19 protein-coding genes, 1 pseudogene and 1 other annotated feature are annotated in these 20,856 nt (G+C 60.5%); of the genes and pseudogenes, 5 read left to right on the forward strand and 15 right to left on the reverse strand.

Features of this window, described 5'->3' with window-relative positions; all coding sequences use genetic code 11:
• The 4 genes from QTL95_RS28950 to QTL95_RS18625 form a co-directional block, all read right to left on the reverse strand.
• The coding region (locus QTL95_RS28950; protein WP_442981319.1) for an NAD-binding protein at positions 1-102 on the reverse strand (102 nt) is incomplete at its 3' end.
• A gap of 152 nt (positions 103-254) precedes the next feature.
• Positions 255-2,222 (reverse strand): Fe(3+)-hydroxamate ABC transporter permease FhuB, encoded by a 1,968-nt coding sequence (gene fhuB, locus QTL95_RS18615; protein ID WP_289721400.1) that lies wholly within the window; start codon positions 2,220-2,222, stop codon positions 255-257.
• Positions 2,219-3,124, reverse strand: a complete 906-nt coding sequence (locus tag QTL95_RS18620) for an iron-siderophore ABC transporter substrate-binding protein (RefSeq protein ID WP_442981313.1) — start codon at positions 3,122-3,124, stop codon at positions 2,219-2,221. Before QTL95_RS18620 ends, fhuB begins: the two co-directional genes overlap by 4 nt.
• A gap of 24 nt (positions 3,125-3,148) precedes the next feature.
• Positions 3,149-5,260 carry a TonB-dependent siderophore receptor gene (locus QTL95_RS18625; protein ID WP_289721523.1) on the reverse strand — a complete coding sequence of 704 codons (2,112 nt, stop codon included), beginning with the start codon at positions 5,258-5,260 and terminating at the stop codon, positions 3,149-3,151.
• Between the two features lie 238 nt (positions 5,261-5,498).
• On the opposite strand from QTL95_RS18625, the gene QTL95_RS18630 reads away from it, so the two are divergent.
• The gene (locus QTL95_RS18630; RefSeq protein ID WP_289721401.1) at positions 5,499-6,416 is read left to right on the forward strand and encodes a LysR substrate-binding domain-containing protein; all 918 of its coding nucleotides are present in this window, start codon (positions 5,499-5,501) and stop codon (positions 6,414-6,416) included.
• A gap of 24 nt (positions 6,417-6,440) precedes the next feature.
• Here the strand turns inward: QTL95_RS18630 and QTL95_RS28955 are convergent.
• From QTL95_RS28955 to msrA (QTL95_RS18645), 4 genes and pseudogenes are all read right to left on the reverse strand, one after another.
• Positions 6,441-6,836, reverse strand: a pseudogene (locus QTL95_RS28955) (DUF6314 family protein); the annotation flags it as partial.
• A gap of 12 nt (positions 6,837-6,848) precedes the next feature.
• A complete protein-coding gene (gene msrA, locus QTL95_RS18635; RefSeq protein ID WP_289721402.1) occupies positions 6,849-7,376 on the reverse strand; it encodes a peptide-methionine (S)-S-oxide reductase MsrA in 528 nt (175 codons plus the stop codon).
• Positions 7,373-7,822, reverse strand: a complete 450-nt coding sequence (msrB, locus tag QTL95_RS18640; RefSeq protein ID WP_289721403.1) for a peptide-methionine (R)-S-oxide reductase MsrB — start codon at positions 7,820-7,822, stop codon at positions 7,373-7,375. The genes msrA (QTL95_RS18635) and msrB overlap by 4 nt, the downstream gene beginning before the upstream one ends.
• A gap of 31 nt (positions 7,823-7,853) precedes the next feature.
• Positions 7,854-8,588, reverse strand: coding sequence for a peptide-methionine (S)-S-oxide reductase MsrA (gene msrA / locus QTL95_RS18645; RefSeq protein WP_289721404.1), 735 nt, complete (start codon positions 8,586-8,588; stop codon positions 7,854-7,856).
• 162 nt (positions 8,589-8,750) lie between these two features.
• Positions 8,751-8,806 (forward strand) — a sequence feature (sul1 is cis-regulatory element that is thought to sense ions involved in sulfur or methionine metabolism; They are found in Alphaproteobacteria).
• A gap of 72 nt (positions 8,807-8,878) precedes the next feature.
• Between msrA (QTL95_RS18645) and QTL95_RS18650 the strand changes: the two genes are divergently transcribed.
• On the forward strand, positions 8,879-10,339 hold the full coding sequence (locus QTL95_RS18650; RefSeq protein ID WP_289721405.1) for a SulP family inorganic anion transporter: 1,461 nt from the start codon (positions 8,879-8,881) through the stop codon (positions 10,337-10,339).
• Positions 10,340-10,429: 90 nt separating this feature from the next.
• Here the strand turns inward: QTL95_RS18650 and QTL95_RS18655 are convergent, their stop codons facing one another.
• Together QTL95_RS18655 and QTL95_RS18660 are read right to left on the reverse strand one after the other, a co-directional pair.
• The gene (locus tag QTL95_RS18655; RefSeq protein ID WP_289721406.1) at positions 10,430-12,628 is read right to left on the reverse strand and encodes a TonB-dependent siderophore receptor; all 2,199 of its coding nucleotides are present in this window, start codon (positions 12,626-12,628) and stop codon (positions 10,430-10,432) included.
• 172 nt (positions 12,629-12,800) lie between these two features.
• A complete protein-coding gene (locus QTL95_RS18660) occupies positions 12,801-13,685 on the reverse strand; it encodes a helix-turn-helix domain-containing protein (RefSeq protein WP_289721407.1) in 885 nt (294 codons plus the stop codon).
• Between the two features lie 191 nt (positions 13,686-13,876).
• Between QTL95_RS18660 and QTL95_RS18665 the strand changes: the two genes are divergently transcribed.
• Entirely contained in the window at positions 13,877-14,656 is a 780-nt protein-coding gene (locus QTL95_RS18665; RefSeq protein WP_289721408.1) for an ABC transporter ATP-binding protein, read from the forward strand.
• A gap of 57 nt (positions 14,657-14,713) precedes the next feature.
• Here the strand turns inward: QTL95_RS18665 and QTL95_RS18670 are convergent, their stop codons facing one another.
• From QTL95_RS18670 to QTL95_RS18680, 3 genes are all read right to left on the reverse strand, one after another.
• Complete coding sequence (locus tag QTL95_RS18670; protein WP_289721409.1) at positions 14,714-15,865, reverse strand: glycosyltransferase; 1,152 nt, start codon at positions 15,863-15,865, stop codon at positions 14,714-14,716.
• Between the two features lie 299 nt (positions 15,866-16,164).
• Complete coding sequence (locus QTL95_RS18675) at positions 16,165-16,638, reverse strand: MarR family winged helix-turn-helix transcriptional regulator (RefSeq protein WP_289721410.1); 474 nt, start codon at positions 16,636-16,638, stop codon at positions 16,165-16,167.
• A gap of 119 nt (positions 16,639-16,757) precedes the next feature.
• Positions 16,758-17,240: an Lrp/AsnC family transcriptional regulator gene (locus QTL95_RS18680; protein WP_289721411.1), complete on the reverse strand. Its 483-nt coding sequence runs from the start codon at positions 17,238-17,240 to the stop codon at positions 16,758-16,760.
• Between the two features lie 62 nt (positions 17,241-17,302).
• Here QTL95_RS18680 and QTL95_RS18685 point away from each other — a divergent pair, with 62 nt between their 5' ends.
• Positions 17,303-18,826 carry an aminotransferase class V-fold PLP-dependent enzyme gene (locus QTL95_RS18685; protein WP_289721412.1) on the forward strand — a complete coding sequence of 508 codons (1,524 nt, stop codon included), beginning with the start codon at positions 17,303-17,305 and terminating at the stop codon, positions 18,824-18,826.
• Between the two features lie 172 nt (positions 18,827-18,998).
• On the opposite strand, the gene QTL95_RS18690 is transcribed toward QTL95_RS18685, so the two are convergent.
• The gene (locus tag QTL95_RS18690) at positions 18,999-19,712 is read right to left on the reverse strand and encodes a hypothetical protein (protein ID WP_442981323.1); all 714 of its coding nucleotides are present in this window, start codon (positions 19,710-19,712) and stop codon (positions 18,999-19,001) included.
• A gap of 148 nt (positions 19,713-19,860) precedes the next feature.
• Between QTL95_RS18690 and QTL95_RS18695 the strand changes: the two genes are divergently transcribed.
• Positions 19,861-20,103: a DUF6790 family protein gene (locus QTL95_RS18695; protein ID WP_289721413.1), complete on the forward strand. Its 243-nt coding sequence runs from the start codon at positions 19,861-19,863 to the stop codon at positions 20,101-20,103.
• 25 nt (positions 20,104-20,128) lie between these two features.
• Here QTL95_RS18695 and QTL95_RS18700 read toward each other — a convergent pair whose 3' ends face one another.
• Positions 20,129-20,842 carry a DUF481 domain-containing protein gene (locus QTL95_RS18700; protein ID WP_289721414.1) on the reverse strand — a complete coding sequence of 238 codons (714 nt, stop codon included), beginning with the start codon at positions 20,840-20,842 and terminating at the stop codon, positions 20,129-20,131.
• Between the last annotated feature and the right edge of the window lie 14 nt (positions 20,843-20,856).

Genomic DNA, 20,856 nt, shown 5'->3' on the forward strand with positions numbered 1-20,856 from the left:
TGCTGCCGACTTGTCGACGCAGGTGACGTGATGGCCGAAATCGGCAAGGCAGGCCCCCGAGACCAGACCGACATAGCCCGAGCCAATCATCACAATACGCATGGATCCATTCCCTGAAACGACAATCGCAGCACCGCCGGACGGCCATGCTGCGACCCGTGTTAAAGCCCAAGGTCTACAAGTTCAAGACAGGAGAGGCTTCCTGCGTCCCGACCAGCGGCCCCGTTAAAAGACAGCGAAAACCTGATCTGTCGCTACTGCCGCTTGCCGATCAGCCAGACGAGATAGGGCGCGCCGACAAGTGCGGCAAAAAGCCCAAGCGGCAATTCGTAGGGGAAAGTCACGGTTCTGGCGCCGAGATCGGCGATCGTCATCAGCACGGCGCCGAGCAGGAAGGATGCGGCGATGTGGTCGCGCGCACGCCAGAAACCCGCCCTCGCCGCGATATGCGGCGCCATCAGCCCGACGAAGCTCAGCGGCCCGACGAGAAGCGAGGCCGCCCCTGTGGCAACGCCGGCGATCAGGATCAGGATGATGCGAGCCCTGCGCACCGGCAAGCCGAGCGCGATCGGGAGGGATTGGCCGAAGGGTAGGATCATCAGCCATCGCGTGCAGACCAGGCTGATAGCCAGCGAAAGCACCGCCATTATCGCCAGGACCGATGCCGACATGGCCGTGGAGGTCGAAGCCGAGCCACCCAGCCAGGCGAGAATCTGCCACGAGCGTTGATCGCCGACGGCAAGCAGGGCTGCGAGGATGGCCGAGCTCAGCGAGCTCACGGCAATGCCCGCCAGAAGCAACCGTTCAGGCGGCAAATGCCGCTTGCTGGCGAAAGCCAGCACCACGAGCATGACGCAGATGGCGCCGCCGCCGGCGCCGACAAGCAGTTCCAGCGGTCCAGCGGCCGGCACGAGGCTGATCGCCACGGCGAAACCGACGCCCGAGCCGCCGCTTACCCCGATAACCTCGGGGCTCGCCATCGGGTTTCCCGTCAGGCGTTGAAGAATTGCGCCGGAGACGGCAAGCAGTGCGCCGGCCGAGGCGGCGGCGAGCAGTCTGGGCCAGCGCAGCGGCAGGACATCGCCGATATCCGCGCCTGAAAGCAGGAACCATCCATCGGTCGAACGGCCAAGTGTGGCCGCCAACGCGAGGATGACGATGAAAACGATGCCGAGCACGAGCAGGCCCGACACGCCACGCTTGCGCCCCGGATCGGCCGAGGCCGATTGAAGCGATTCAGGATGGCGCACGCGCGGCAGCAGCCACAACAAGAGGGGGCCGCCGACCAATGCCGTAACGGCGCCGGTCGGGAAGGTCTCGCTGGTGGCTGCGGCAAACAGTTGCACGAGACTGTCGCAGAGCCATAGAAGCAGGGCACCGGCGATCGGCGCGGCAAGCAGGATCGAGCCGGGGCGGCGGGCGCCGAAGCCGCGCGCGATCGCCGGCGCTGCCAGGCCGATGAAGCTGACGAGGCCCACGGCGGCAGCAACCGCTGCCGCAAGGCCGACCGCCACCACGCCGACCGCAACCCGAATGAAGGTAAGGCCGACGCCGAGCGAGCGGGCGCCGCTGTCGCCCAAGGAGAGAACGATGAGTGGCCGGACAAGAAAGATCGTCAGAATGCCGCCGACCGCCAGCTCCACGGCCAGCGTGCCGGCAACCGACCAGTCCTGCTGGCTGAGCGACCCGCCGTTCCAGGTGACCAGCGACATCAGATACTCGCCCTGCGACAGCGTCAGCGCGGCGGAGAGCGCGCCGGCCGTCATGCCGACCAAAAGGCCGCCGATCACCATCGTCACCGGTTCCAAATCGCGCCGCCAGCCGAGCGCGAAGACCAATATCGCCGCCGCACTGGCGCCGGCCAGCGCCACAAGGCTGCGGTAGCCGTCGAGGAGCGACGGGGAGAACAGCGTGGCCGCGACGATTGCCAGCTGCGCGCCGGCCGAGACGCCCAATGTCGATGGCTCGGCGATCGGATTGCGGAGCAACTGCTGGAACAGCGCGCCGGACAGGCCAAGTGCCGCACCGGCAAGGATCGCCACGAAAGCACGGGGGAAAACCGCATAGGCCAGGATGATCTGGTTCATCGACATGCGCGCGACATCGAACGGCCATGCCGGCCAATCCGCCATCGGCAGGTGCAGCGCCGCGACGTAAAGCGAGAGCGCGGCCATGACGGCGACGCCGGCCAGGGAGAATGTTATGCCCGTTGCCGTTCTCACAGTGCGCCTGCCTGACCAAGAAGACCATCACGCAGCAGGCGCGCGAAGCGCAGCCCGGCCGTGATGCCGCCATAGGGATTGACGTTTCCGATCATGACGACGCGGCCTGCTTTGACCGGTTCCAGCGAACGCCAGATCATGCTGTCGCGCAGCCCGGTACGGGCCTCGACGGGAATGTCGGAGACGACGACGATGCGCGCATCCGGTCGGGCCGCCAGATCCTCGATGGGAACGGGCGCCGCGAAAGTGAAGCGCGACTGGTCTGTCCAGGCATTGGCGAGCCCGAGCCGCGCCAGGATGTCGCCGAACATGCTGTCGGCGCCGAAGGCCCGGAAGTGCCTGGCGTCGCCGATGTTGATGACGTAGGTCGGGCGCACTGCGAAAGGCTGCAACTGCGTGCGCGTGGCTTCAAGCATGGCCGCGGCCTGATCGAGAACCAGCTTCGCCGCATCCGCCCGATCGAGCAGCCGGCCGAGATCGCGGACTGCGGTCAGCGCTTTCTCGAAGGGCGGCTCGCCCTTGACGTAGAAGGGCATGGAAACGACCGGGGCGATGGCTTCCAGAACGGGTTTCTGTCTCGTGTAGAAGGGCGAGCTCAGGATCATGTCCGGCTTCAGCAGGTGCAGCAGCTCGTAGTTCGGCGCGCCGCGAAGGCCGAGGTCGGCGACGCTATCGGGCACTACGGGTTCCCGCGCATCGCTTCTGAACTTGATCAGCTCGGTTGCCGCGATCGGAACCACGCCGAGCGCCATGACGGTTTCCAGCATGGCCCAGTCGATGGCGGCGACACGGCGCGGCGCGGCGGCAAGGGCCGAGCGCGGAAAAACAGAGGCAAGGGCGAGCATCCGCAAAAGATGACGCCGGGCGATGCCCGGCTCCGGTCTGTTGTGCTTCGATGCCACCGCGATCCCTTTGTCTTGCTCGTCCTACCAGGAGAAGCTGAGACGCCCCATAACCGATATTCCGTCGCCATAAAAGCAGCCGAAGGTGCTGCAGGTGGAAAGATATTTCTTGTCCGCCAGGTTGGCGACATTGAGCGAGCCCCGGATGCCATCCTTCTGGTAATGGATGGCGGCGTCGACCAGCGTCACGGGGTCCATGTCGAAGCTGTTCGCGGCATCGCCATAGCGCTGTCCGAGGTAGCGGACGCCGGCACCGACGCCGAAGCCTTCAAGCGCGGTGTCTTCCTTGAAGGTGTAATCGAGCCGAAGGCTGGCGGCGTGTTCCGGCACGTTGTCCAACTGATTTCCGCCGTTCGGACCGCCGATGATGGTCGCGTCGGTAAAGGAATAGGCGGCACGCAGGTCGAGGCCGTCGGCAAGGCTCATGACGCCCTCGAGCTCGAGGCCTTGGACATGCACTTCGCCGATCTGGGCTGGAACAGCGGTGCCACTTGGGCCTGGCACAGTCGTGAGCACATTCTTCTGGCGCAGATCGTAGACCGCGGCCGAGAAGAAGCCGTCCCAGCCTTCGGGTTGGTACTTGACGCCGACTTCGTACTGCTCGCCTGTTGTCGGTACCGTAGGCCCGCTGGTCGCCGTCGGCGCCACGGGCTCGAACGAGGTCGAGTAGCTGATATAAGGCGCGATCCCGTTGTCGAAGACGTAGCTCAGCCCCGCGCGGCCGGTAAGCTTGTGGTCGTTCTGGTCGAGCGACCGCTGAGGCGTGGCAGCGGTAGGTCGGCGGTCGTATGTCGTGCCATCCGTGCGTGCCCAATCCTGGCGCAAACCGAGCGTGGCGCGCCAGTTCTCGTAGCTCAGCTCATCCTGCACATAGATGCCGAGCTGCTGCAGCGTGGTGTCGACGAAGGTATCGGTCGTCGGCGGCTGCGTGAGCACGATCGGAATGCCGTAAACGGGATTGACCGGATCGAGCGGCGTCGCCTGGAAGAACTTGGTGCTCGCATTGTTGTCGAAGTAGCGATAGTCGAGGCCGACGATGACCTTGTGCTGTAGGTCGCCGGTGTCGAATTCGCCGAGAAGATTGTTGTCGATGTTGACGGTGTTCAGGCGCTCGTCCTGGAATGTCGCGTTGCGGCGGATCTGCCCGCCGATAAGGCCGCCGGTGGACGAGGACATGCCGAGCGCCTGGTAATTCCAGTCGAAATTGGAATAGCGGACGTTTTGGCGGAACGTCCAGTCGTTGTCGAAGCGATGCTCGAACTCGTAGCCGAGGTTGGTCAGGTTTCGGTTCGAGTGATCGAAATCCTTGTCGCCGACGAAGAAATCGCGGCCAAGCGGCTTGCCGGTCGCGTTGATGGTGAGCCCCGGCGGCAAGCCGGAGGGCGAGCCCGGATTGTCGTGCTGGAAACTGGTCAGGATGGTGAGCGAAGTATCCTCATCAGGCTTCCATGTGAAAGCAGGCGCGATAAACAGGCGATCATTGTCGAGCTGCTCGACCTGCTGGTTGGCGAGCCTTCCGACACCCGTCAGGCGATAGGCGAAGTCGTCGCTGTCGCCGACCGGGCCGCCGACATCGAAGAAGGTGCCGTAGGTGTCGAAATTACCAACCTGTATGCCGACCTCGCCGAACCGATCGAACGTCGGCCGCTTGCTGATCTGGTTGATCATGCCGCCGGGATTGCCCTGTCCATACATGACGGAGGCCGGCCCCCGCAGGACTTCGACACGCTCCATGCCGTAAAGCTCGAGCGCCGGCGCGCCCGATGTGCGCATGACCTTCAGGCCGTTGAGGAACTGACTCTGGCGACTGTCGAAGCCTCGAATCCTTGGCGAATCGAAGCGCGCGTCGTTGCCGGCCGGCTCGCCGACGACACCAGGCGTGTAACCGAGCGCCTGGCTGAGCGTTCGGGCACCCTGGGCCTTGATCTGATCGGCGGTCATCACGGAGATCGACTGCTGGGTTTCCAGGATCGGCGTTCCGGTTTTCGTCGCGGTCGCGCTCGTCTTCGCGACATAGCCCTTCACCGGCCCCTTGGGGTTCTGTAGCTCGCCACCCTGCACGGTGATCGGCGCGAGGACCGTCGCCGCTCCATTGTCCTGCGCCAGCGTTGTTGTCGACAGGAGCGCCGCCGTCATGCCTGCAAGGGTGAGGGCAAGCGGCACTTGTCCGACTTTAAGAAAACGCACCGAAACTTGCAGCATGGACTGGCCTTATCACGCGAACTGTAATGTTGACTTTTATAGTCACCTATTAACAGCATGGGCTGTGAGGTCCAATAAGCGGGGCCATAAATTTTCATAGGTTTAACTTCTGAAAATTTATGGCTACATAGGCGGCAGTTATTCTTGAACCGATCCTGCGCCGGAGGCCGAATTGTCCGTTCAACGCGCTGCCAGCCTGGAGCTGCGGCATCTGCGCTACTTCGTTGCCCTCGTCGAGGAACGCAACTTCGAGCGCGCGGCGGCGAAGCTCGGTATCGCCCAGCCCGGCCTCAGCCAGCAGATCGCCAATCTCGAAGCGATCGTCGGCACGCCTCTGCTCGACCGGCGCAAGCGCGCCGTGCAACTCACGCCGCCGGGCGAGCTGCTTTTCGAGGAAGCCAGCAAGATTCTCGAACAGACCAACGCGGCGCTCGGTGCCCTGCGCCGCATCGGACGTGGCGAAAGCGGGCGCATCTCGATCGGCTACGTGGCATCAGCCGCCTATTCCGGCATGCTGATCAAGACGATCACAGGCTTCCGGCAATCCCATCCCCATGTCGACCTGCAGCTGGTGGAAATGGAGATGCGGCTGCAAATGCAGCAGATCGCGGAAGGCGCGCTCGACTTCGGCTATATCCGGCCGCCGGTGACAATCCCCGAAGGCATCGCCACGACCGTAGTCTTGAGGGAACCGCTACATGTGGCGCTACCCGAGGTGCACCGGCTGGCATCGAAGAGCCGTGTCGACCTCGCAGAACTCTCGAACGAGACTTTCATCACCCCTCGCCAGCCGTCCGATGTCGGCTTTCACGCCAACACCATAGCCGCATGCAACGAGGCGGGCTTTCAGCCCGACATCAGCCCTCTGGGGCGCGACTTTACGACGATTGCCAGCATGGTGGCGGTGGGGCTGGGCATCGCGCTCGTGCCGAAATCGCTGAACTGCCTGCAACTACCGGCAATTCGCTACATCGCGCTGTTGAACAACCGCGTCACATCCGACTTGGCGATCGCCTACCGGAAGACCGAGACATCGCCCCCCGTTCGCACCTTTATCGCGCATAACATGAAGAAACAGCAGGCCTCCTAAACGGCGACCCGCTTCATAGCGCGCAACGCTGCGATAATTCTTGCGCGGCCCGACGACGACCCAGGTTTCGGCCCAAAGATCGGGACTGCGGAAGATGACGCGGCCGCGATAAAGATCCGCGCCGCAATGATGCACCAGACGCTGCGTCGGCTCCGGCGTCAGGCGCACGAATTCGGAAAGATCGGGAAAGCGGACGACAAGTTCGTTACCGGATGAATCGAAGCGGTAGGTCCGGCTGCTTCTGAGGATCGTATCGCCGCTCGCCAGATCGCCGTGCTCCTCGAACTGCACCGATGTTATAAACGCCTCGCCCTCGAAGCGCATGATCGCCGAATTGAGGCGGTCGATGATCGTCCGCCTCACTCGCCAGGAGCCCTGGAACGCTTTCAGCCTGTCTTCAGCGGTTGCGGCCTGCGGCAACGCCAGTGCGCCTTACGACGCCTGGCGGACCGTATCGGACGCCTGCCGTCTCGGCAGCTTCCAGCCGGGACGAACGAAGTGGCAGGTGTAGCCGTTCGGGATGCGCTCGAGATAGTCCTGATGCTCCGGCTCGGCTTCCCAGAAATCGCTCGCGGGCGTCACCTCGGTCACCACCTTGCCCGGCCACAGGCCGGATGCATCGACATCCGCAATGGTCTCTTCGGCGACGCGCTTCTGCTCGTCGCTGGTGTAGAAGATCGCCGAGCGGTAGCTCGCGCCGAGGTCGTTGCCCTGGCGGTTGAGGGTGCTCGGATCATGGATCTGGAAGAAGAACTCCAAGAGATCGCGATAGCTGATGCGAGAGGGATCGAAGATGATCTCGATCGCCTCCGCATGGTTGCCGTGGTTGCGATAGGTCGCATTGCGCACCTCGCCGCCGGTATAGCCGACGCGGGTCGAGATGACGCCGTCATAGCGACGGATGAGATCCTGCATGCCCCAGAAGCAACCGCCGGCGAGAACTGCCCGTTCCGTTGTCATCGAATTTCCTCCACCTGATCGAGATAGGATCCATAACCCTGCGCCGCCATGTCGTCACGCGCGACGAAGCGCAGGGATGCGGAATTGATGCAATAGCGCAGACCGCCGCGATCGATCGGGCCATCGGGGAACACATGCCCGAGATGGCTGTCGCCGTGGGCCGAGCGCACTTCCGTGCGCACCATGCCATGGGTGCGGTCGTGAAGCTCGTTGATATTGGCGGGCTCGATCGGCTTGGTGAAGCTCGGCCAGCCGCAGCCGGATTCATACTTGTCGGACGAGGCGAACAGCGGCTCGCCCGAAACGATGTCGACGTAGATGCCGGGCTTCTTGTTGTTGAGGTATTCGCCGGTGCCCGGGCGTTCCGTGCCGGACTCTTGCGTGACGCGATACTGTTCCGGCGACAGCTTGGAAATGGCGTCGGGGTTCTTGCTGTAAGACTGCATTTGGTTCTCCTAGCAATGATCTGCCGGTTCGTTACCTGTTCGCGGCAGCCGCGACCAGAACGGGCTTTTCCCTGTAATCGGCAGGAAACATCCGCTTCAGGCTTTCGATCTTGGGCAGGTCGTTGATCACTATATAGGGATAGCTCGGGTTGTTTGTCAGGAAGTCCTGATGATAATTTTCAGCGGGATAGAAGGCCTTGCCGGGTTCTATGCGGGTCGCGATCGCCGCATCGAACACATGCGCCTTGTTCAGCTGATCGATATACGCCTTGGCAAGCCTGGCTTGTTCATCGTTGGCCGGGAAGATCGCAGAGCGATACTGGGTGCCGGTGTCGGGACCCTGCCGGTTCAGTTGCGTCGGATCGTGCGCTACCGAGAAATAGATCTGCAGCAGGTGGCCATAGCTGACCTTCCGGGGGTCGAAGGTCACCTGAACCGACTCGGCATGCCCGGTATCGCCGCCACTCACCGTCTCGTATTGCGCCGTACCCTTTCCACCGCCGGCATATCCCGACTTGGCGCTGATCACGCCTTTTACATGCTGGAAGACACCCTGAACGCCCCAGAAGCAGCCACCGGCGAAGGTAGTGGTCTCGGTCGCCGCGTTGGCATGCTCGTCGAGTGCCGGCGGCGGGATGACACGCGCCTCTTCCGCAAGGGATGGCGTCAATTGCAGCGCCAGTCCGCCTACGAGTGCAACCGCACCGGCACAGAGAGCGGCGCGCAACGGACGGCGGCCGATGATCGAGGCTTTAAGCACACTCATGATGATCTCCGTTCTGAAGAAGCGGGGCGAGTAGGAATGTAGGGAACTGCCCCATGCAAGCAACTACGGAAGGCGAAGGCGCTTTGTTACATGCTGGCAAACAGCTCTTGCGAGATTCGCTGTTGAATATGAAACGAAGCTTTGCTTTAAGGGTTTCATTCGACAGGACCCGGTGAAATTCCGGGTGGCTATTCCGGCCGCCGATCCGCCGGACCACGCAAAACGCTGATGCGACCTCCCCAAACGCCTTCCCAAGCGCGTTTTGCTATGCTTTGCGAGTTTTCAAATTCATGCCGTTTCCATCCATTCCTCGTGACTGGTCGTCCAATCCCGCGCGCGAAATGCTTGCCGGTGCCGTCGCTACCTTCGCGCTGATCCCGGAGGTCATCGCGTTCTCCTTCGTCGCCGGCGTCGATCCTGAAGTCGGCCTCTTCGCCTCCTTCGTCATCGGCATCGTCATTGCCTTCACCGGTGGCCGGCCGGCAATGATTTCGGCGGCGGCCGGATCGGTGGCGCTCGTCGTTGCCCCGCTTGTCCACGCGCATGGCCTGCCCTATCTGCTGGCCGCCGGGCTGCTCGCCGGGGTCATCCAGATCGTCTTCGGGCTTCTGCGCCTCGGCGTGCTGATGCGGTTCGTATCGAAATCGGTTCGCACCGGCTTCGTCAACGCGCTTGCGATCCTGATCTTCTGGGCGCAGATGCCGCATGTGATCGGCGGCGACTGGACCGCCTATGCGGTGCTGGCGGCTGGCCTTGCCATCATCTATCTCGCCCCGCGCATAACAACCGCCGTTCCCTCGCCACTCATCTGCATCCTCATCCTGACGATCGCTGCGGTGACACTGCACCTACCTGTCATGACGGTAGCTGATCTAGGTCGCCTGCCCGATTCGCTTCCGATCTTCGCCTGGCCCGATGTTCCCCTGACGCTCGATACGCTGAAGATCATCGCCGGCCCGGCCTTTGCGATCGCCATGGTCGGCCTGCTGGAATCGATGATGACCGCCAGCGTCGTCGACGATCTCACCGCCACGACAAGTTCCAAGAACCGGGAATGCACCGGCCTTGGCCTCGCAAACGCGGCATCCAGCCTGTTCGGCGGCATCGCCGGCTGCGGCATGATCGGCCAGACCGTCAGCAACGTGAAATATGGCGGCCGCGGGCGTCTCTCGACCCTGTTTGCGGGCGCCTTCCTGTTGATCCTTATGGTGCTGCTGAAGCCCTGGGTTTCGCAGGTTCCGGTGGCAGCGCTGGTGGCGATCATGATCATGGTGTCGATCGACACCTTCGACTGGTCCTCGCTGCGCACGCTCGTCGTCCATCCGAAGATGTCGAGCTTCGTCATGCTGGCCACTGTTATCGTGACAGTCTTCAGCTCGAATCTCGCGCTCGGCGTTACTGTCGGCGTGCTCCTGAGCGGGATCTTCTTCACCTTCAAGGTCGCGCGCCTGATGAAGGTGGAACTGGATAGCACCCCGGAGCGTCTGGTCTACCGCGTGTCCGGCCACGTCTTCTTCGCGTCCGCCGACGCCTTCGTCGAGGCTTTCGATATCGCAAGTGCCGAAGGCATGCAGGTGCGGATCGACGTTTCGCACGCGCATTTCTGGGACATCACCGCCGTCGCGGCGTTGGAGAAGGTCGTCGAGCGCTTCAGGGCGCATGCCGTCGCAACGGACGTGGTCGGCCTCAACGAGGCAAGCTCGACCCTGATCGAGCGTCTCGACAGCGATCTCAAGCTCAAGGAAATCTGAGCTTGGAAAATGCGACGTGGCGAACCATGGTTCGCCACGTCAACGCCGAGCGACTGCGCGCGGGTGTCTTCAAAGCTGGTGGAGATCAGCTCACCACTTCTTGCTGAGCTTGAACGTCACGGTGCGGGCATCGCCATAGCCGCAGACCGTCAGGCCGCCGCAACTCGCGACATATTCCTTGTCGAACAGGTTGGCGACGTTGAGCGAAGCCTGCCAGTTTTCCTTCTCGTACCGAATTGCCGCGTCGAAGACCGTTGCTGCAGGAACCTTGTTCGTATTCTCGTTGTTGGCCCAACTCGTGCCTTGATAACGGACGCCTGCTCCGAAGCTCAGTCCCTCCAAGGCTTCGTTCGTAACGGCGTAGTCGAGCCACAGCGATGCCTGATGCGCTGGAACGATAAAGGGCGTGTTGCCTACCAGTGCCGGGTTCGGATCGTCCGTGATCTCAAGATGGGTGTAGCTGTAGGAACCGAGGACCTTCCAGTTCTGATCGAGGTTGATCTTGGCTTCGAGTTCGAAGCCCTTGGATGTCACTTCGCCCAGCTGTTCGGTCAAATTGAAGTTGGACGGATTGGGGACGGCAGCATTTTCCTTGACGATCTGGAACACCGAGGCTGTCACGGAACCATCGATGAAGGTCGGCTCGTACTTCACACCTGCTTCGACTTGGTAGCCCTCTTCCGGAACGAGAGGCGCAACTTTCGTCGTGTCGACGGGGTCGGTCTGTCGGGTGCCAATTATCGGATTGAAGAACGTCGCGACGCTTGCGTAAGGCGTGATGCCGTTATCGAACTCGTAGGCCAGTCCCGCACGACCGCTCGCAGCATTGTCGTTGGAGTGATAGCTCGCACCGGCAACCGCATCCGACTTCGCATCGACAAAGTCGTACCGACCGTTGAGTGTCAGCAGCCAGCCATCCCCGAAATGGATCTGATCCTGCGCATAAAGGCCGAGCTGCTGCTGCCTGATCTGCGCGTTGGCGTAGACGAAGTTTGCACCTTGCGGCACGCCGTAAACAGGATCGGTGGTGCTAATCGGCGTAGCGCCGCAGCAGGCCTGCCAATCATCGATAAGATAGTACTTGTAATCCAGGCCGAGCATCAGGTTATGCGAGACGCCGCCGAACTCGAACTCATTCTCCGCGCGGTTATCAATGGCAAAGGTGTCCACCTTCGAACGCCCTTCGAAGCCGATACGTGCGAATTGCGTTTGGGTGGCGTCCGTATAGCCGTTTAGGTAAGGCCCCTCCTCGTGCTTGTAGAGATGTCCGTAACGGAAATTCTGCGAGAGCTTCCAGCCATTGTCGAGCTCATGTTCGAACTCATAGCCCAACATCTGCTGCGAGTAGACACCCTTGTCGATATCGGGCTCGCCAAAAAATGCATCGCGCTTGATCTTGCCGAACGAAGCATTCTCCACCGTGCCATAGTAGGGGAAAAAGCCGTTTCCAGTGTGTACCTGGTCGAGCCCACCGGCATAGCCCCACAGCGTCAGGCTGGTGGTATCATCCGGTGAAATCGTCAGCTGCGGCATGATGAAGCCGCGCAGATCGTGGGAGAAATCGGAATAATTATCACCGCCGGCAATCTTGCCGGTAAAGCGGTAGGTCATGGTATCGCTGGAACCGACCTTGTCGGAAATGTCGATGCCGGTAAATGCGTTGCCGTTCGAATTGATGCCGATGTCGGTATAGAACAACGGCTCGTCCGTGGGCCGCTTGCGGACAAGATTGATCACGCCACCGGGATTGGAACCACCCAGCAGCACGGATGCCGGGCCCTTCAGCACTTCCACGCGCTCCAGCATGAACGGATCGATCTGGAAGCCACCGAAACCGTAGCTGAAGAGCGTCAGATTGTCGAAGAAGACGCCTGTCTGCGTGGCGTTGAAGCCACGGATATAAAACCAGTCCGTGTCGGGGTCGTTGCCGTAGGGTTGCGCCATGACGCCGGGGGTATAGAGAAGCGCCTCGTCGACCTTGTTGGTGATGCCGCGATCATCCAGTTCCTGGCGGCCGATGACCGATACCGACTGTGGCACCTCGTTGAGCGGAGTGGCGGTTTTCGATCCGGTCGTGGTCGTCTTGGCGACATAGCCCCTTATGGGGCTCGTACCTGTCGCATCGGGTCCACCATCATCGGTCGCGTTGCCCGCGCCCTGCCCCTGAATGACGACGGGCTTCAGCTCCGTCGCCTCCTGCGCGAATGCCCCGGTCGCAACCAGTGCCGACATCGCAGCGCCGGCCAACAGATCCGTCCTCATGCTAAGACGATTAGCCTTGATGCCCATATTGTATAGTCCCCACTCACAATTGCCGTCGTCACGACGGGACGGTCCATGACCTTCGATAAGATGAGTGATTAACTCAATTTTTAAGCCGAGCCTTGTTTCGATCCCGTCGAAATTGAACGATTTTGGGCAATTTTTTGCGAGGTGGATAAACGCTCGAAACCCGTTGCAATCAGGTCACGCGCGCTTTCTTCCACAGCGCCGGCGTTGTTCCGACATGCTTGCGAAACGCACGCGTGAAATGCGCCTGATCGGAGAAACCGGTTTCCATGGCAACGGCCATCAGCGGCTGCGAACTCTCGATCAGCATCTGCTTGGCCTTGTCCAGCCTTGCGTTCATCTGCCATTGATGCGGGGCAACGCCGGTCGATGCCTTGAATGCGTGGCTGAAATGGGATTGCGACAGGCCCGCCAGTGTTGCCAGTTCCTCCAGGCGGATGTTTCGCAAGCAGTGCTCCTGGATGAATTCCGTCGCCTTGCGCAACTGCCAGGGCGCAAGCTTGCTCCGCTTGCGCGGCTCGGTCTTGGCAAGCTTCATCACGTCGATGATCAGCGACAGCGACAGACCGTCGCCATAGAGATCATGCAGCGGTTCCGGATTGAGGCATTCGGCGGCGATCAGCTTTGCCAGCGCCAGCATACGTTTATCGGCGAAAAGCAGGCGGGGATCCATCAGTCGCGAGGAGTCGAGTTCCTCCATCAGACGGCGCGCCACAAGCTCTGCGTCAAAATGCAGGTCGAGGTGGCGGACATAACGAACGTCAGCCAGATCGACCCAAAGCTCCATTCCTGCGGGAACGTAGGAAATCGGCCGTGCGAGCCGATCCTGTACCGCGCAGCTGCCTTTCGGCCTCAGCTTTACCCGCGATTCGCCCGGCCCCTCCAAATCAAGCAGAATGAAAAGCCTGGGATCAGCGGCCACATAGTGACCGCCGGCATAAGGTGCACATTCCACGTCCCAGACATCGGCGACAATACCGTTCCAGTTCCGGCGATGCATGCCGCCGATCACCGAAAATCCTTCAATGGTATTCTGCATGCGGGGCTGAAACGTCATATGGGTCGCCAATTATACCTTCTCATTTTACTCAACTTTATAGAACGATGCTGGCGAACGCAATGCATGCCATCGACCAGTGCCGCAGATATCCGATATAAGTTGACAAGCCTAGTGAAGTTTTGCAGGAGCAATAGTCCTGCCATCGGCCTGCCAAGTGGAGGCCGATATCCAAGACCGGAGATTGTCTGATGTCCACGCCTTTCTTGTCCATGTCGCAGATCCAATACGGCGTGATCTCGCGCACGATTCTCTCGGGCGTTGATCTGACACTGGAAAAAGGCAAGGTCCATGGCCTTATCGGGCCAAACGGATCGGGCAAGAGCACGCTGCTCAAAGTCATTGCTCGCCAAATTCATCCGAGTTCTGGCAGTCTCACCGTCGCCGGCGAAGATGCTCGCAAGTGGGGAGCACGAGCCTTCGCTCGCCAGGTTGCCTATATGCCGCAATTCACGCCGGCGACAGACGGAATGACCGTTCGAGAACTGGTGGCTCTTGGACGCTTTCCTTGGCACGGTACGCTTGGCCGTTTCGGTAAAGCTGACAGCGATATGGTCGAAGAGGCGATAGACCGCACCGACCTCAGGCCTTTCGCTGACCGCTTGGTAGCGAACATGTCGGGCGGCGAGCGTCAACGCGCCTGGATTGCCATGATGCTGGCCCAAAACGCGCAATGCCTGCTCCTCGACGAGCCGACGTCAGCGCTCGACCTCGCGCATCAGGCTTCGGTCCTGTCTCTCCTCCGCGAACTCAGCCATGAGCGTGGTTTGACGATCGTGGTGGTGCTCCACGACGTCAATCTTGCATCCCGCTACTGCGATGAAATGATCGCCTTGAACAATGGCAAGATCACAGCCCGCGGCACGCCCGCAACCATGATGCAGTCGGAGGTGCTTAAATCGGTTTTTGGCGTGGATATGGGCGTTTTCGCACACCCCGTCAGCCACGAGCCAGTGAGCTATCTGCTTTGACGCGGCCACAACCGGCGATGCACTACCATGGCTACCCCGGGGGTGGAGCTTTCTCACTTACTTGTATTCGATCAGTTTCTGGTTTCGCTTGCGAATATGGTTCACGCAAAACTTTACGATACCCCGGAATTCGGCGAACTTTCCGATAAGATCGAAGATCGAGCTTTGCCAAGCCAACCGCTTGGATATCCCTCCCCGTAACGCCAACCGGACCAGCTGAAATGGATAGAGTGCGAACAGGAGAGCAAGCGCAGGGTGAACAAATAGGGCACCCGAGATCGCCAGGAGCGGCAGGGCGAATGCCCAGAAAATTGAGCGAATGATGCTGCGGCGCCACGGAGAAAGTGCTGATCCGCGATGGATGTAGGACACCTCCGCAAAGGCATAGCCGGTCCGCACGCAGCGTCGCCACCACTGGCCAAAGTGCATCATGTTCGAATCGTGCCGAACCATATCCGCGTCAAGCTGCCAGACCGTTCCGCCAGCTTGGCGCAATCGAACACAAAGCTCAGGCTCTTCGCCGGCAATCAGCGAGCTTCTATAGCCCCCGCAGTGTTGGAACGGCTGCACCCGCATGAGGCTGTTGCCGCCGCAAATCGTGGTCTGCCCGGCCACGCCGCCTTGCCAGTCATTATCGTTCAACGCATTGAAAACCGAGCGCTCGGGAAACCGCTCTCGCAAGTGGCCGCTGACCACAGAGGCATTCCGGTTCGCGGCAAGAAACGCAACTCCAGTCACGATCCAGTTTTCGTCCACCAGGCAATCGCCATCGACAAACTGGACAAAGCATATATCCGGCCAAGCTTCGATCGCCGCCGCAACGCCTTCATTGCGCGCTCGTGCGGCAGTAAAGGGGATCGACATATCAAGCGCCACAACCTTCGCGCCCGCCCTAGCCGCCATCGCCACGCTGTCGTCGGTGGAGCCGGAATCGACATAGACGGTTCGGTGAATAAATGGCCTCAGCGACTGCAGGCAATCAACCAGGCGCTGCCCCTCGTTGCGACCGATAACGACCACGCCGACTTCGCCAGGCGCTTCGACATCCGGAGCGATGATTTCTCCGAGTTGATCCGAGGCGACCTTCCCGGAGGGGGCGGATCGCCTGGCCTTGATAGTAGAGTACCAACGCCTCACGACGGCCACCTCGTCCTTGGATACCGCGCCCGCTTTCTTCAGCGAATGGACGGATGGCCAAAACAAAATCACTGCTTACCTCATCATTGAGATCCTGGCCGATCTGCCGCGGATACTTAATCAGCCACTGACGATACCACGTTTCCGACACACAATAATCGAGAACAAACGAAGGACAACGTTACACAATTCGCAGTATATTTCACTATTCTCGACGCTATATACCAAAACAATATTACAAACCGTCAATGTGAAAACAAGGCGATTTTGATGTTTAGGTAAACGTTAACGATGAGAGAAGTGCTCGAGCCGCCGCGCATATGAGGCGGCGAGGCGAAGTGAAGGCTTCCAGCTGACCGAACGATGTTAGTCTAGGTCTCTCCCACGCGAGGCGAGCGCTGCATCTCCTGAAGTCGGTTATCGATCTTCTTGAAGACCTTCACTAGGCCGAGGATGTCTTGGTCGTCGACATCGGCTAGCACCTTGGCATCAACCGCGTCCCGAGCGTACTGAAGATCACTGAGGACTTTGCGGCCAGCGGTCGTCAGATAAATCTTGCGAGCCCGCCGATCATCGGCATCGGCTGTGCGCTTGATCAGTCCGCGCTCGCTCAAAATGTCCAAGACGCGCACGAGTGTCGATGCATCAATGCCGACTCGAAAGGCAAGCTCCTTCTGGGTGACGCCCTCGCCGTATTCGTTGAGATGCAGAAGCGGTGCCCAAGTCGCATCGGTCAGGCCGAGATCCGAGAGGGCGCAGTCTATAGCGCGCCGCCACGCGCGGGCTAGCAGCGCGAGCTTTATGCCGAGACGCTTGCGTAGCGCTTCCATTTCTTCGCATGACATGCGCGTTCATTCACTCCCGTTCCCCGTCCCAGGGTTCGTCCCCAGATACGAGAACAGCTGTCGCCTATTAAACGAGAAGATGCAATACGCTCTGGTTGTTTGCGGGGCACGCACAGCTTTTATCGCAGCCGAACGATATCGACCGGGCGATTATTGATGATCGCTTCCATCGAAAAAAAGCCGGTGACCGTTGCGAGGTCAAAATTGGTGATCAGCTTCTGGTAGAAAGCATCATAACCGGACATACCCTTGGTCACCACCTTGATCAGATAATCCCAATCTCCGCCAATGCGATAGAAGTCGATGACTTCAGGCAGGCGGCTTACATGCGTGCGGAAGCCGTCACTCCATTCCTTGGAATGGTGACGCGTGCGGATCATCACGAAGACAGTCAGGTCAAGGCCAAGGGCCTGAAGATCGATATCCGTGTGCGACCCGCGAATCAGCCCAAGCGATTGAAGTCGCTGAAGCCGCCGCCAGCAGGCATTTTGCGATAGACCAACCTTCTCGGCCAAATCACGTTGCGACAGGCCGGCATCGAGTTGAACGACCGACAGGATCTTCATATCGAATGCATCTATTTTTGTGAGATCGCCGCTCATTTGACCCGCTTTGTGAGTTTATTCTCAAAATATAGGTGGGTTTTTCGAGTTTTGGCTAGGATATGATCGATGTCAATATCCGAGCCAAGGAGATCATCGTGGATAACGCGCTTGCGTCGGCGAGACAGGTCACATCGCCCCTCGCCCAGTTCCGTCAACACCTGCCGAAAGGCTGCGTTGCCGATCTCGGAAACGGGCTCATCGGATCACACGCGACGATCGCCGGTCCCTATGGCGAGCACCCTCTCGTCTATGCCGATTATGTCGCCTCCGGCAGGGCACTCCGCCAGATCGAAGATTTCGTGCTGGAGGAAGTGCTTCCCTATTACGCCAACAGCCATACCGAGGCCTCGCACTGTGGCGGCTTCATGACGAGGCTGCGCCGAGAAGCACGCGCCGTCATCGCCTCCGCCTGCGGCGCCACAGACAGGCACGCGGTTATCTTCACCGGTTCCGGCGCAACTTCCGCCATCAACCGGCTGGTGAAGCTCTATGGCGTCACCGACGCCGTCGCGGCCGACAAGCATGTGAGAGTGATCATCGGGCCTTACGAACACCATTCCAATATTTTGCCCTGGCGTGAGAGTGGCGCGCAAATCGTGGAAATTCCCGAAGATCCAGATGGAGGCCCCGACCTGCGCGCATTGAAGGCAACGCTCGAGGACGGCTCACCGGATCTCCTCATTTGTACGATGTCCGCCGCATCCAACATAACGGGCATAACAAGCGATATTGCCGCCATCACCCGCATGGCGAACGCGGCCGGCGCGAAAATGATCTGGGACTATGCAGGCGCCGGACCCTATGTCCCTATCTCGATGTCGCCTGCCACCGGTGCCGAGATCGACGCCATCGTCGTGTCGCCGCACAAATTCATCGGCGGACCCGGCGCATCCGGAATTTTGATCCTTCGCCGTGATAGCGTCACGACGCGCGCACCGTCGTGGCCGGGTGGCGGCACCGTGAAGTTTGTCTCGGCGCTGGCGCATGACTACAGCGACAATATCGAAGCGCGCGAGGAAGCCGGGACGCCGAATGTCGTTGGCGATATTCGCGCGGCGCTCGCCTTTATCGTCAAGGACGCGATCGGGTTGGAAACGATGGCCGCTCGCAACCGCGAACTGACGCTGCGCGCGTTCAGCGCCTGGAAAGCTGTGCCACAACTCGAGATCCTCGGCCTTTCCGAGCCCGATCGCTTGCCGATCTTTTCCTTCAGGGTGAAAAACGGAAAGGGCGGCTTTGTTCATCAGCAATTGATTACTCGCATGCTGAGCGACCGGTTCGGCATCCAGGCGCGCGGCGGCTGTGCTTGCGCAGGGCCCTACGTCCACCGACTGCTGTCGATCGACGACGAGCAGTCAGAAGCGATCAGAGAAGCCATTCTCTCCGGCGACGAGCTTCGGAAGCCGGGATTTATCAGGCTGAACTTCAGCGTTCTGCTGACGGATGAAAAGGTGCAGTTCATCCTCGATTCCGTGGCACGGCTGGCAGCCGACGCAACAGATTTCGAAGCTCAATACGACGTTGACCCGAAGCGGGCGATTTTCTTCCCCCGGATGCCGGGAGGCGGGGAGAGCCTATACTGAAGCCTGATGTCATCGGTTTCCGGTATGCGCGGAGCGGCAGCGTCCATATGTCGTCGCCTGCCCCGAATGTGCGCTTGCGTCGTCATCACCAGATGCCGGGATTCGACAGAAGTCGGCCCGGTGGCAACGACGTTGCGGTGTTGCGTGGCGCGTCCTGACGTAGGCGCCGTCCCTACTGCCAGGTGCCGTTGGGAAGGCGGCCATGATACGGCGTGTCGCGGCAATGCCCCCATGGGCCGAGCCAATAGCCGGGAGGGCAAGGATCCGCGGCAATCGGCGGGTAATAGGCAGGCGGATAGTAGGGTGCAACGTAACGCGGCGCCGCCAGGCTTGCTCCGATCGCCGCACCTGAAGCCGCGCCAAGTGCATACCACCCGGCATTGTTCCAGCCGCGCCAGTGGTCGATGAAGACCGCAGCCGGTCCGGTTGTACCCGCGAGATTGCCCTCCAGCACCGTAACATCGAAGGTCAGCGTCGCGCCGTCGAGTTTGGGAGCCCTCAGGGTTACGACCGCATCACTCACATCCGATCCCCCGCCGAGGACCGAAACGGTGGCGTTTGGCGGATCTTTCTCGAAACTGTCAGGTCCGCTGTTCCACTGCTTGACGATCTCGTCGGTCGCAAGATGACCCGCGGCTCGAACGGGCCGGTCGGAGAAAACGATCGCGTTCGCGGAAACGCCAGTGAGAACCAGCTTGTCACCTTCCAGCTTGGCGCCATCAGCGTTCAGCACCAGAAGCGCTGCCGCCGGCGCCTGTTGAGTGACCTGGCCGATCGTCTTTTCGAGCGGAACATGCGGCTTCCTGGCTTCCTGTGCAGCGGCGATGCCACTCATCAAGGTCAGTGAGCCCGCGAGCGCCAATCCAAAAGCATATATGTGTGTCATTGCGATCCTCCTCCAATGTTACATTTCGGCTTCCTTCAAAACGAAAATCAGCCGCCACGTTAAGAAGCGGACTTAGTCAATGCCTGCCTGTGCCTCGGCCATCGACTGCGCGATCAGCGCGACATCTGCCCTGCGGGAGCGCTGCGATATGAAGCCCGACGATCAGACATACTCTTCTTCCTTTTCATTGCAGCTGAGCCCGCGACAACTGCTCAGGCCGCCCTGCGTCGCGGTCGGCCATGTCCGCGAGGCGTTGGTCAGAGCGGACTACTCACCCGACAATTTCGGCCTGCTGCTACTCCTGATGGTCATCAAGATCCCACTCCTCATAGGCTTGCTCTGGGCCGCGCGGCGAGAGATGGCTGGCTACGGTCGGCGCATCTCCGCCTGACACACCGCATTTCGTCGGTCGCGTCCTAGAAACGGAATACGACCCCGACGATCGGCCCATGTTCAACAATATCGTTGGTAAGGCTGCCGTTGGAATAATCGACACCAAGCGCACGGTAGCCAACGACCGCGGAGATGCTGTCTTTGAAATTGTAACCGAGCCCCGCCATGACGTCCCAGTCGATATCCGCGCCACCCGCGCCGATCATGCCCCAACCGGTGAGATAGAACTGTTGGGTAAGTGAATAGACGCCTCTGACGCCGACCACACCGTCGACCCATACGGCATCATCACGCCCGGAAATGCCGCCGAGTGGACCGCCATGAAACGCAATGGTCGTTTCCGTCCACCACAGCTTGGCTCCCGCCGTTACATCGAGACGGCCCCGCTGGTCCTCAAGGACCGTGTAGCCGACACCCAGCATCGTCGTAAATGTCTCTTGCTTGAGACCGACGCTATCGGCAAGGACGCCACGCGGTGTGGCGGAGCCGCTGGTAATGCGCGCATAGGAAATGTCCGTCAGAATGGAGAAATCGCCGTATCTCGCCTCACCGGCGCCGGCGAAGCCGAAGTCGATATCTTTCAGAATATCGCCGAAGCTCTCATCGACATGGACTGTCGGCAATCCGAAGACGCCTGTGTCGCCCGTTATGCCGGAGAGCCAGAGATAGGGAGCGAAGGAAAATGTCCAATGATCCGGCTGCTGTTCGCTCGGCTGCGGCGCCAAGGCTGGCATCATGTCCGAGGCCTGCG

Origin of the sequence: Rhizobium sp. S152, assembly GCF_030380735.1 — a bacterium.
In the GTDB taxonomy this organism is placed as follows: Bacteria; Pseudomonadota; Alphaproteobacteria; order Rhizobiales; family Rhizobiaceae; genus Rhizobium.

Excerpts from the sequence above, each read along its gene's own strand:
- QTL95_RS18680 (WP_289721411.1), bottom strand. The coding sequence starts at position 17,240 with ATGAGCGGCGATCTCACAAAAATAGATGCATTCGATATGAAGATCCTG.
- QTL95_RS18625 (WP_289721523.1), bottom strand. The coding sequence starts at position 5,260 with ATGACGGCGGCGCTCCTGTCGACAACAACGCTGGCGCAGGACAATGGA.
- QTL95_RS18695 (WP_289721413.1), top strand. The coding sequence starts at position 19,861 with ATGAAGCCCGACGATCAGACATACTCTTCTTCCTTTTCATTGCAGCTG.
- QTL95_RS18700 (WP_289721414.1), bottom strand. The coding sequence starts at position 20,842 with ATGATGCCAGCCTTGGCGCCGCAGCCGAGCGAACAGCAGCCGGATCAT.
- QTL95_RS18690 (WP_442981323.1), bottom strand. The coding sequence starts at position 19,712 with ATGACACACATATATGCTTTTGGATTGGCGCTCGCGGGCTCACTGACC.
- msrA (WP_289721402.1), bottom strand. The coding sequence starts at position 7,376 with ATGACAACGGAACGGGCAGTTCTCGCCGGCGGTTGCTTCTGGGGCATG.
- QTL95_RS18675 (WP_289721410.1), bottom strand. The coding sequence starts at position 16,638 with ATGTCATGCGAAGAAATGGAAGCGCTACGCAAGCGTCTCGGCATAAAG.
- QTL95_RS18660 (WP_289721407.1), bottom strand. The coding sequence starts at position 13,685 with ATGACGTTTCAGCCCCGCATGCAGAATACCATTGAAGGATTTTCGGTG.
- QTL95_RS18665 (WP_289721408.1), top strand. The coding sequence starts at position 13,877 with ATGTCCACGCCTTTCTTGTCCATGTCGCAGATCCAATACGGCGTGATC.
- QTL95_RS18655 (WP_289721406.1), bottom strand. The coding sequence starts at position 12,628 with ATGGGCATCAAGGCTAATCGTCTTAGCATGAGGACGGATCTGTTGGCC.
- QTL95_RS18685 (WP_289721412.1), top strand. The coding sequence starts at position 17,303 with ATGATCGATGTCAATATCCGAGCCAAGGAGATCATCGTGGATAACGCG.
- msrB (WP_289721403.1), bottom strand. The coding sequence starts at position 7,822 with ATGCAGTCTTACAGCAAGAACCCCGACGCCATTTCCAAGCTGTCGCCG.
- QTL95_RS18650 (WP_289721405.1), top strand. The coding sequence starts at position 8,879 with ATGCCGTTTCCATCCATTCCTCGTGACTGGTCGTCCAATCCCGCGCGC.
- msrA (WP_289721404.1), bottom strand. The coding sequence starts at position 8,588 with ATGAGTGTGCTTAAAGCCTCGATCATCGGCCGCCGTCCGTTGCGCGCC.